10 protein-coding genes are annotated in these 10,393 nt (G+C 63.0%); 2 read left to right on the top strand and 8 right to left on the bottom strand.

Annotation, left to right across the window (positions count from 1 at the left end):
* From E8A46_RS15710 to E8A46_RS15675, 8 genes are all read right to left on the bottom strand, one after another.
* On the bottom strand, positions 1–1,153 hold a 1,153-nt coding region (locus tag E8A46_RS15710), incomplete at its 3' end, for a histidine kinase dimerization/phospho-acceptor domain-containing protein (RefSeq protein ID WP_291562327.1).
* On the bottom strand, positions 1,140–1,826 hold the full coding sequence (locus tag E8A46_RS15705; protein ID WP_291562324.1) for a response regulator transcription factor: 687 nt from the start codon (positions 1,824–1,826) through the stop codon (positions 1,140–1,142). The genes E8A46_RS15710 and E8A46_RS15705, both read right to left, overlap by 14 nt.
* A gap of 169 nt (positions 1,827–1,995) precedes the next feature.
* Positions 1,996–2,991 carry an ABC transporter substrate-binding protein gene (locus tag E8A46_RS15700; RefSeq protein ID WP_291562322.1) on the bottom strand — a complete coding sequence of 332 codons (996 nt, stop codon included), beginning with the start codon at positions 2,989–2,991 and terminating at the stop codon, positions 1,996–1,998.
* Positions 2,988–3,995 carry an ABC transporter substrate-binding protein gene (locus tag E8A46_RS15695; protein ID WP_291562319.1) on the bottom strand — a complete coding sequence of 336 codons (1,008 nt, stop codon included), beginning with the start codon at positions 3,993–3,995 and terminating at the stop codon, positions 2,988–2,990. Before E8A46_RS15695 ends, E8A46_RS15700 begins: the two co-directional genes overlap by 4 nt.
* A 112-nt stretch (positions 3,996–4,107) precedes the next feature.
* Positions 4,108–4,737, bottom strand: a complete 630-nt coding sequence (locus E8A46_RS15690) for an SCO family protein (RefSeq protein WP_291562316.1) — start codon at positions 4,735–4,737, stop codon at positions 4,108–4,110.
* Positions 4,738–4,747: 10 nt separating this feature from the next.
* Positions 4,748–5,857, bottom strand: a complete 1,110-nt coding sequence (locus E8A46_RS15685; RefSeq protein WP_291562312.1) for an MBL fold metallo-hydrolase — start codon at positions 5,855–5,857, stop codon at positions 4,748–4,750.
* Between the two features lie 153 nt (positions 5,858–6,010).
* Positions 6,011–6,991 (bottom strand): ABC transporter substrate-binding protein, encoded by a 981-nt coding sequence (locus E8A46_RS15680; RefSeq protein ID WP_291562309.1) that lies wholly within the window; start codon positions 6,989–6,991, stop codon positions 6,011–6,013.
* 208 nt (positions 6,992–7,199) lie between these two features.
* The gene (locus tag E8A46_RS15675) at positions 7,200–8,690 is read right to left on the bottom strand and encodes a multicopper oxidase domain-containing protein (RefSeq protein WP_291562306.1); all 1,491 of its coding nucleotides are present in this window, start codon (positions 8,688–8,690) and stop codon (positions 7,200–7,202) included.
* A gap of 105 nt (positions 8,691–8,795) precedes the next feature.
* On the opposite strand from E8A46_RS15675, the gene E8A46_RS15670 reads away from it, so the two are divergent.
* Together E8A46_RS15670 and chrA are read left to right on the top strand one after the other, a co-directional pair.
* Positions 8,796–9,095 (top strand): PadR family transcriptional regulator, encoded by a 300-nt coding sequence (locus tag E8A46_RS15670; protein ID WP_291562302.1) that lies wholly within the window; start codon positions 8,796–8,798, stop codon positions 9,093–9,095.
* A gap of 36 nt (positions 9,096–9,131) precedes the next feature.
* A complete protein-coding gene (gene chrA / locus E8A46_RS15665; protein WP_291562299.1) occupies positions 9,132–10,391 on the top strand; it encodes a chromate efflux transporter in 1,260 nt (419 codons plus the stop codon).
* Positions 10,392–10,393: the final 2 nt, after the last annotated feature.

Raw genomic sequence — 10,393 nt, 5'->3', positions numbered from 1 at the left:
CCATCACGGTCACGGTGCCATCCTCCTCGACGACGAACTCGACAACCGTATCCTTTGGCGCGTGCTTGATGGCGTTCTCGGCGAGATTGCGGATCGCGCGCTTCATCATTTCGGCGTTGCCCCTGACCCACACCGGCGCGGTGGCGCCAAGCAGCGCGATTTCCCTGTCCTGATCGAGCGCCAGCGGTGCAATGAATTCGGCGACCTCGGCGCAGGCGCCTTGCAGATCCGCCACTTCCGAAGGGTCGATGGTGAACGCCTCAAGTTCGGCGATGTCGAGCAACTGGCTGACCACCCGGCTCATCGCCTCGATGTCCAGATGCAGCGCCTTGGCGACGCGGGGGTCGTCGAGCGTTTCCACGCGCGTGCGCAAGATGCTCAACGGCGTGCGCAGCTCATGGGCGGCGTCGGCGGTAAATTCGCGCTGCACCCGGAACCCCTCGTCAAGCCGGTCAAGCGCCTGGTTGATCGCCGATACCAGCGGCCGCACTTCGCTTGGAATTTCATTGAGCGGCAGCCTGATATCGGTGCGGGCGGGCCCGATCTGTTGGGCAATTTCCGAAGCCTGCCGCAACGGCAGCAGGGCGCGGCGGAAGATCGCGATATCCGTGACCAGCAGCACCAGCAAAATCGGCAGCGTTATCCAGCCCACATGCTTGAAAAAGTCCTCGACGATGTCGTCGATCAATACGTCACGATTGGCCATGTCTTCCGCCGCCTGCACCCACACCGGCTTGTCGCCGATGACGCGGCGAATGCTCGCGCCCGAGATCGCCGCGCCACCTTTGCGGGTTTCCAGAAATTGAACGGCGGCGGCATGCGGATCCTCGGGAAATACCGGCTCCATATCCTTCAGCGAAGAGAACAGGCTTTTTCCTTTGGCATCGACCACGGCATAGGAATATCGCCCATAGGGCTGGGAATAGAGGCCCTGGAGGTTGGGAGGCAGCTCCAGCGAGAGGCTGCCATCGGCCAGCGGGACAAGAAGATGGGAGAGCGACGCAGCCTGCTCTTCCATCGCGTCATTGTGGATGTTGTTGGTCGCCAAACCCAACAGCCACGACAGCGCGAGCGACATCAGAATCGACGTGATCGCCACCGCAATCACGTGCAGGATCACGATGCGCGAGATGATCGATCTAAACCGGATCACGCTTTTCCTCGGCGATAAGGTATCCGACGCCGCGGATGGTGTGGATCCGCACCTTGGCGCCCTTGTCGGAAAGCTGCTTGCGCAGCCGATGGACATAGACTTCCACGGCATTCGAGGCGACGTCGCCGGAAAGCCCGAAGATATGATCCTCGACCTGCTTCTTCGAAACCACGCGCCCCTTGCTGCGCATCAGAAGTTCGAGCACCGCGGTTTCGCGCGAAGACAGCACCTGCGGCTGGTCGTCGATCGACGCCTGGCGGTTGCGCAGGTCGAATTCCAGATTGGCGATATGAAGCGAGCTTCCGAGTTGCTGACCCGGCCTGCGCAACTGCGCTTCCAGCCGGGCGACCAGTTCCTCCAGCGCGAACGGCTTGACCAGATAGTCGTCGGCGCCGCTGCGCAGGCCATTGACGCGATCCTGCAGCCCGCCGCGCGCGGTGAGCACCAGCACGGGGGTCGGATCCTTGCGGTGCCTGAGTTCCCGCAGGATCGACAGACCGTCGCCGTCTGGCAGTCCAAGGTCGAGTATCACGGCCGCATAGGATGTCGTCATCAGCGCGGCGCGGGCCTCCGCGGCGGTGGCAAGCAGGTCGGTCTCGTAGCCAGCTGTCGCCAGGCCCTTGGCGAGCAACTGGGAAAGCAGCGCATTGTCTTCGACAACCAGCAATCGCATAGGCGGCCAACCACCGACGGTTCGGATTTCTCCGGACCAGCTTTGAGGCCTTTTGGTGCGATGGACAAGTTCTGAAAGGTTAACGTGCGTTCCGCTGTAAGGCTGGCGTAATCTCGCGAATTCGCTCCGGTGACGCACCATCAGCGGCGGGGCGGCGATTTCCGCCGCCTCACTCGATCACCTCATCTGCGAGCGCCACTATCGTCGACGGCAGGACCAGCCCGAGCTCTCTCGCCGCTTTCATGTTGATGACGAATTCGAATTTCGTGGGTTGCTCGACCGGCAGGTCGGCCGGCCGCGAGCCCCTCAGCACTTTGTCAACGTACTCCGCGGCGCGGCGGCTTATCTGCGACAGATCCGCTCCATAGGACATCAGTCCGCCGATTTCGGTAAATTTCCTCAGTCCGTATATCGTCGGCAGCCGGGCCACGGCGACCAGTTCGGCAATTTTCCGCGCCATCCCCAATGTCAGGGGATCTTCCAGCACCAGCAACGCCGCCGCACCGGACTTGACCGCGGCGGCGATGCCCACCGGCACCTGATCCGGCGTTCTCGCCTCGAACTCCGCCAGCGGACGATGCGCCTGTTCCGCAGCCGACCTCACCACCCGAAGCGCCGACGCCGAAAATGGCGTATCCGGATTCGACAGCACGGCGATGGTTTTGTCGCCCGGGACGAGGTCCGCCATGATCTGGAAGCGTTTGGCGGCGACGTCGGAAGCCTGCGCGCTGAGGCCGGTCAGATTTGCGCCGGGCTTTGCGAGGCTCGTGACCAGACCTGCTCCAACGGGGTCGCCGACGCTGGTGAAGACGATCGGAATGGTCCTGGTTGCCGCCGCCGTGGCCTTGGCCGTAAGCGTCCCGAATCCGGCGACCAGCACATCCGGATTGGCCCGCATGAGTTCGGCGACAAGTTCGGCAAGCCGCTCCGGCCGGCCTTCGGCCGAACGGTACTCCAGCTTCAAATTCCTGCCCTCGCTGTAGCCCAGTTCCTGCAGCCGCTGCGCAAACGGTTTTCCCAGTGTGGTGTCTTCGCCCGGGAGCAACGCGAGGTAACCGATCCGGTATGACTTCTCGGCCTGTTGCGCGCGCGCGGCGCGTGGCCAAAGCAGCGACGGCGTCAGGGCCGCGCCAGCGGCAAGCGTCACGAATTCACGTCGCCTCACTCGATCACCTCGTCGGCACGCTGCTGGACCGACAAGGGAACGTCGAGACCGAGCGTCTTGGCTGTTTTGAGGTTGACCACCAGCTCGTACTTGGTCGGCGTCTGCACCGGAAGGTCGGCCGGCTTTTCGCCCTTGAGGATGCGGTCGACATACGGTCCGGCGCGGCGAAACAGATCGGCAAGATCGGTCCCGTAGGACGTCAGCCCGCCGCTCACCGGAAACAGCCGGTAGGCGTACGCCGCCGGCAAGCGGTATCGCTCGGCCAGGGCGATGATCTGCTCGCGATGGGCCAGGATGAAAATGTCCGGCATCACGATCAGGCCGGTATTCGGTTCGCGCGCCAGCGACGCGATGATGGACTCGATCTCGTCGGGGTTGCGAACGGGCGCCGCAACCGTCTTCAGCTTTAACAGCGGAGCGGCCGCCTCGACCGGAGCCAGGAAATACGAACCGCCCTCGGGCGACGTCGCCGGATTGAACATCAGCGCGACACGGCTGGTGCCGGGGGCGACCTCCTTCAAGAGCTCCATCAACTTGGCCCCCATCGAAGCTTCGAGGTTGGTGAAGCCGGTGATATTGCCGCCGGGGTGGGCCAGACTGTCGACGAAATGGCTGCCAATGGGATCGGAGACTTGCGTGAACACGATCGGGATGGTGTTGGTCTGCTGCTTGAGCGCGGCGACCACGGGCGTGGTGTGCGCGACGATCAGATCCGGCTTTTGCTCGACGAACTCGCGCGCAAAACTCTGGATCTTCTCGGCATCGCCTGCACCCCAGCGATAGGCGATCTGAATATTGCGACCGCTGTGCCAGCCCAGATCCTGCAGCGCTCGCGTAAATGCCGACACGAAGGTTTGCTGCGCCGGATCGCTCTCGGCAATCCCCATCAGCACGGACACCCGCCGCACCCGCTCCGGCTGCTGCGCGCTCGCAGGCCGCGGCCCCCAAAGTGTGGGCAGTACAGCCGCGCCGCCGACAACAGCGATAAACTCCCGCCGCCTCATAGCCTCCCCCCGGGGCTCAGGACAAAATCCCGGTCCGAACTATCGCACCGAAGCGGGGTCCGGGAAAGGCGGTTGCCATTGATTCGGCGATGCGGCGACGATCGCGGGTTCGCTATTTGGCCAGATACTTCCGCAACACTTCCGTCAGTCGGTCGGGACTGGTCTGCGGCGGCATGAAGCCGAGATACTCGCCAGCCCGGCCCATCAAATAGATGACGCCGGCATGATCGATCGAATACTCCGCGCCCCGCTCGATCGGCCCTTTGGCATAAAACGCCTTGTAGGCATTGGCGACCTTCCGGATCTCCTCGGGCGAGCCGGTCAAACCAACAAGGCTGCGGTGAAACGCCGCGACATAGTCCGCCAGCACCCTGCTGTCTCGCTCCGGATCGACCGTGATGAAAATGGGCTGGATGCCTTCGGCCGCGGGGCCCAGCGCATCCAGCGCCTGGGTGATCGCCATCAGATCGGCCGGGCAAACGTCGGGGCAATAGGTGTAGCCGAAATAGACGACCATCAGCTTGCCGCGGAATTCGCTGTCGCTGCGCTTGCGGCCGGTCTGGTCGGTCAGCGTGAACGGCCCGCCGACCGTGCCGCGGCCGTACATCAGATCGTCCATCATCTGCGCGGCGGACGCCTGTTCTGGCGGCTGTTCTTCCGCCGCGGCAAAATCATTCGAGAACAAAATGACGCCGAACAAGGACGCGATCAGAAGCCACGCCTTCGCCCTCGAACACGGCATGGCGAGCCGATCAGACGCCGAAGCTGATGCGGGTGCCTGTCGTTGTCGTCAGAACCTTGCCGGGCATTTGCCGCTGCGCTTCCTGGGTGAAATTCAACCCGCTGCAATGCATGGGAATCAGGACGTCCGGTTTCAGCTTGCCGATCTCGGCGACGACCTGGGTCAGGTAGTCGGCCGGCGCCGGACCCAAATGAAAGCCGCCCATGATGGCGTGCACCTTCGAAACACCGGAGACTTCCATCGCCTGCCGCACCGAATTGACGATGCCGACATGGCCGCAGGAAGAGATGACGATCAGGCCCTTGTCCTTCAGGTTGAAGCAGGTCGCGTGCTCATGGATATGCTCGTCGGGCACGATCTTGCCTTCCATTTCGGCCGGCAGATAGTGGCTCCAGTTGCACCCGGCGCCGTCCTTGAGCTTGAACTCTACCATCGAATTCGGAAGCACCTTTTCGATGCTGTTGCGCGCGATCTTGCCGGTGGTGAACGCCGCGTCGCCAATCACGACGGGAGACTCGCACAGCACGAGCTTGACGTCCCGCTTGGCGAGATCGCGGCGGTCGAGCATGCCGTAGTCGGCCAAATCGCCGGCCTGGCCGACCCGGTTATAGCGTCGGCAGAAATTGTCCTCGCCGCCGGCATACATCGTGAGATCGGCCGGCAAGTCCTTGCGGTGCTTGTCCAAAAATCCCATCAGGCCGCCCCAATGGTCGAAATGGCCGTGGCTCATGATCAGCGTGTCGATCTTCGATGGGTCGACCTTCAACAGCTCCATGTTGCCGTTGATGACTTCGGGCGTCCAACCATAGTCGAGCAGGAAGCTGCGCTTGGCATCGCCGCGCTGCGGCTCCAGCAGCAGCGACAAGCCCCATTCGCTATGCAGCGGCCGCAGCGAATTCGCGGAGCGGCCGGGCTCTGTCTTGACGCCATTGGCTTCCTGCGGCTTGAAGAAGAGGTCGCTGGCGCTGTCGACCAGGACGCGGACGCTGAGCTTGTCGATCACCGGCACCTCGATCGGCCCCGCCTTGGCCATCTCGACGCAGGCAAATCCGCCGGCCGCCGCGGCAGCGGCGAAGCCGGCCGACATCTTCAAGGCATCGCGTCGATTGAAACTCGGCATGGTGCACCTTCCCGGGTTCGGCGGAGGCAGCTTCGTGGGCTGCCATGATTCCACGAAATACAGGGCCGATTGCCCGGCCTGTCAACTGAAATGGACGGGACGTGCAGACGGCGGTGCGATGGGCAGGTGTGCCAAAGGCGGAAGTGAGCCGGCCTACTCGATCACCTCGTCGGCGCGAGCAAGAAGTGATGGCGGAACCGTGATTCCGAGCGTCTTGGCTGTCCTTAAGTTGATCACCAGTTCGAATTTGGTCGGCTGCATAACGGGCAAATCGGCGGCCTTCTCGCCCTTCAGAATCCGACCAGTGTAGTTTCCGGCCTGGCGATACGTGTCTGCGAGGCTCGCACCGTAGCTCATCAGACCGCCAGCGGCGGGGAACTCCCGGATGTGGTAGATTGCGGGCACGGCGGTGCGGGCCGCAAGCGACATGATCAGTTCTCTTCGAGAGTCAAAAAATGGATCGTTCTCGACGACCAGCGCGCCGACCCCTTCCTGCTTCAGCGTTGCGAAGTTTGCTTCGAAATCTGTCTCGGCTCGCGCGTATACAACGAGCAGACGACGTCCCAGCGCCTCCGCAGCTGTTTGCACCTCCTGTCGCTGAAGCTCCGCTCCCGAATAATTCCGATTAAGAAGAAGCGCAACCGGGCTGGGGTTGGGGACCAACTCGCAGATCAACCCCAGTCGTTTTGCGCCCAATTCGCCGGTGAGGAAAGCAACGCCGGTGAGATTGCCGCCTGGCCGATTGAAGCTCGCGGTGAGGCCCACCTTTACCGGGTCATCACCGATGACAAACACAATCGGAAGGATTGCCGTGGCCGTTTTGGCCGCCAGCGCTGCCGGCGAGCCGCCGCCGGCCATGATGGCTGACACACCGAGGCCGACGAGGTCTTTCGCCAGGGTTGGCAAGCGGTCGTAGTTGCCTTCTGCCCAACGGAACGCGATGGCGATGTTTTGGCCTTCGACATAGCCAGTTTCGCGCAAGCCCTGTCGAAATGCGGCGGTATGAACCGCGGCTTCTTCCGGCGATCGGCTGCTCAGAAATCCGACAATCGGCATCGCCGGTTGCTGCGCCCGTGCCGCGAATGGTAATGCAGCCGCACCGCCGGCGAGAGTGATGAATGTGCGTCGCTTCATGGCTGCCCCCAAACGACAAAGACTGTCGCAGTTTAGCTGCAAACTCGGCATTCGAAAGACGATGGAGGCTGTCCCACGAGAAAAACTTGGTGTTCGCCGATGTCCGGCTCGGGTCCAGGCTGCGTGTTTTCACACAGCCTGGATCATTCGCCTCGATCTTGGCACGTCCGCGTCGTGTCCGGTTAGGGAATAGTCCGGGGAAACCCCGCTACACGTAATCGAACAGCGCCATGAATCCGAAATCCATATGCAACTGCTGATGGCAGTGAAACAGGGTTCGGCCGGGATTATCGGCCACGAAGTCGACTTCCATTTCCTGGTAGCCGCCGAGCATCGCGACATCCTTGGTGATTCCGGAGGTCGCCTTTCCCGCCACCCTGGTCAGCTCGAAGCTGTGGCGATGCAGATGGATGGGATGAACGTCGTCGCTGGCATTGCGCATCCGCAAGCGGTAGCGCTTGCCGCGCTGCAGGCGAAACATCGGCTCCATTTTGTCCATCGAGAAGGCCTCGCCGTTGATGGTCCACTGGTTGAAGCCATCCAGCGCCGCGTTGTTCTTCTCGAATGTCATCTCGAGCGTTTTATCGGGCGCGGCCGCCGCAGCGCCTGGCTTGCCGAACAGCGCATAGTCCCAGCGCGACGGCGCGGGCTTGACCCATTTTGGCTTGCCGCTGCGCCCCGCATATTCGACCACGATGCCCATGCCTTTGGTGCGATCGTCGTCGGCGAGATCCCCCATCACCCAGATGCCCGGATTTTTCATCTCGACGATCGCCGAGACGCGTTCGGCGGTGCCGAGCCACAGCACCGGAACCTCAACGGGCTTGGCAACCGGATTGCCGTCAAGCGCCACGACCTCGAAACGATGCCCCGGCAGAGCGAGGCTGCGGATTTCGGTGGCGCTGCCATTGACGACGTGAAACAGCACGCGCTCACCCTGCTTGACGCGGACCGGCTCGCCATGGCCGAGCATGCGGCCATTGATCGAAAACAGGTTGTAGCCGACCTCAAAGCCATGCGGCTTGCCGCTCGCCATCGACGCGCGCATCGCGCCTTCGCCCAGATCCTCGAGCGCCTTGACGCGGGCGGGGTTGGCCAGGAAATCCGACGCCATGTCGCCGCCGCGGCTGAATGTCGGGCCGAATTCCTTGAGCATCAGGAACACTTCGCGGTCGTAGCGGCCGGGCTCGCGCTTCGGCTCGATGTAAACCGTGCCGACCTGGCCGCTATATTGCCCATTGGTGAGATCGGCGCCGGGCACCAGATGGGTGTGATAGAACCGCAATCCGGCCGGCCCCGGCACAAAACTGATCCGGCGCACGCCGTGGGCGGGAATGTAGGGCGTCCCCTCCTCCGCGGCGCCGTCAACCTCCACCGGCACGGTCTGCCCGTGCCAATGCAACTGCTCCGGCGTGTCGGTATCGTTCCGGATATCGACCACCACCTGCCGGCCTTCCTTCAGGCGCAGCAGCGGACCTGGAAACTGCCCGTTATAAAGCTTGGTCGATACAATATGGTCGGGCGCAAGCTCGACCAGCCCGTTGGCGATGCGAATGGTATGATCGGCGCTGCCTTGCGGCAATGCAGCAGCGCTGTCGTGAGGTCCGGACGGCATCTGAGCCTTGCCGGACCGCGGGATGGCTCCGGCCAGAGCCGTGACAGCTCCCCCTTGCAGCAGTCGGCGTCGATCAATTGCCATGCGCAGTCTCCCATCCTGTTGACCAAATCGATCCGCTATTGAATTGCACTATCGAAATGCGATAGTCTAGAATAAACGAGGTCACAGTCGAGGCATCTCTCCGGAATGGACCATCGTGAACTACTGAGCGGCTTCGTCCGTCTTCATATCCTCCATCATGCAGCGGAGGGCGAGCTTTATGGTCAGTGGATGATTGAAGAGCTGGCGCGTCACGGATACCGCCTCAGTCCGGGCACGCTGTACCCGTTGCTCCACGGCTTGGAGAAAAAGGGCTACCTGTCGTCGCGAAAAAGCCGCGAGGGAAAAACTGTCCGCAAATATTATCGCGCGACTCCGCTCGGACGTCGGGCCATGAAACTGGCAAGAGCGAAGGCAGCGGAGCTGTTCGGAGAGATTTTGCCCTAACGTCATTCGAAAACTTGAGCGCAAGAAAGTCAGTCGATGAACGACGCAGCCCTGTCGAACCCTGACAAAGAGAACCAGGATATTGGCTCCAGGGTTCTGGATCGCAAAATTCATGGCTCGGTCGGCGAGGTTTTCCGCGTTTTTCTCAAGCTCGGTGTCACCTCGTTCGGCGGCCCGATCGCCCATCTCGGCTATTACCGCAATGAGCTCGTGGTGCGCCGCCAATGGCTCGACGAGTCTGCCTATGCGGATCTGGTCGCGCTCTGCCAGTTTCTGCCGGGACCGGCCTCCAGCCAGGTCGGATTCTCCCTCGGCATCCTCCGCGGCAACGGGCTGTTGGGCGGGCTTGCCGCGTGGTTCGCCTTCACCATGCCCTCGGCGCTGATCCTGTTTGCCTTTGCGATGGGTGCGGCCGCCTTCACGGGCCGGGTTGCGGAAGGCTTCCTGCACGGCCTCAAGCTCGTCGCCGTCGCGGTCGTCGCCCAAGCCATCTGGGGTATGACGCAAAGCCTGACGCCGGATCGCGCGCGTGCGGCCATCGCGCTGGCCGCAGTTGCGATCGTGGTATCGTTCGCCGGATCGCTGGCGCAGATCGCGGCGATCGCGTTCGGCGCGTGTGCGGGCCTTTGGCTCTGCCGGGGAGAAGCCGCGCCGGTTTCCGGGCAGCTGGATTTCCCGGTCACCCGGCGTGGCGGGGTTGTCGCGCTCGCTCTGTTCGCACTGCTCCTCCTCGCATCGCCGTTTCTGACCGCCGCGACCGGATCACATGGCCTTGCCGTGTTCGACGCGTTCTACCGCTCGGGCGCGCTGGTGTTCGGCGGCGGCCATGTCGTGCTGCCGCTGCTGCAAGCGCAGGTGGTCGCGCCGGGCTGGGTCAGCAACGAGGCATTTCTGGCGGGCTACGGCCTGGCGCAGGCGGTGCCGGGACCGCTCTTTACATTTGCCGCCTATCTCGGCGCGGTGATGGGACCTCCGCCGAACGGCCTTGCCGGTGCGGCCATTGCCCTCGTCGCGCTGCTGCTTCCCGGCATGCTGCTGGTCTACGGCATGTTGCCGTTCTGGGATGCGATGCGCACGCGCCCCGCCGCCCAGGCCGCCATGCGCGGCACCAATGCGGCCGTGGTCGGCATTCTTGGGGCGGCGCTCTATAACCCGGTCTGGACCAGCGCGGTCGTGACGCCGCGCGATTTCGCGCTCGCGCTTGGCGGATTTCTACTGCTCACCGTCTGGAAGCTCCCGCCATGGATCGTGGTGGCGCTGCTGGCCGGCGCCGGCACCCTGTCACAACTGGTCTAAGG

It is taken from the genome of Bradyrhizobium sp. (assembly GCF_004799445.1).
Classification (GTDB): domain Bacteria; phylum Pseudomonadota; class Alphaproteobacteria; order Rhizobiales; family Xanthobacteraceae; genus Bradyrhizobium.
This window is presented reverse-complemented; position numbering and strand designations above follow the sequence as displayed.